A 246-nucleotide genomic window follows, 5' to 3' on the forward strand; every position below is an offset into this window, starting at 1 on the left:
GCGGCGAAGCGGCCTTGATGAAGGCCGGGTCGTCCTTCGGCCAGTACGGGCGCTCCGGCTCTTCCTCGGCGTTGAGGTGGTAGAGGTTGCCGAAGAACTCGTCGAAACCGTGGTTGGTGGGCAGGTATTCGTCGCGGTCGCCCAGGTGGTTCTTGCCGAACTGGCCGGTGGCGTAGCCTTGCCCCTTGAGCGCCTGGGCCAGCGTGATGTCGCGGGCCTGCAGGCCCACCGGCGAACCGGGGATGC

At 67.9% G+C, this 246-nt stretch carries 1 protein-coding gene; it reads right to left on the reverse strand.

All coding sequences use genetic code 11. From position 1 onward, the window contains the following. Positions 1–246 (reverse strand): sulfatase-like hydrolase/transferase (locus J5M67_RS29145; protein WP_207888751.1); only part of this gene is annotated, 246 nt, incomplete at both ends.

Source organism: Pseudomonas sp. 30_B (genome assembly GCF_017491605.1).
Classification (GTDB): domain Bacteria; phylum Pseudomonadota; class Gammaproteobacteria; order Pseudomonadales; family Pseudomonadaceae; genus Pseudomonas.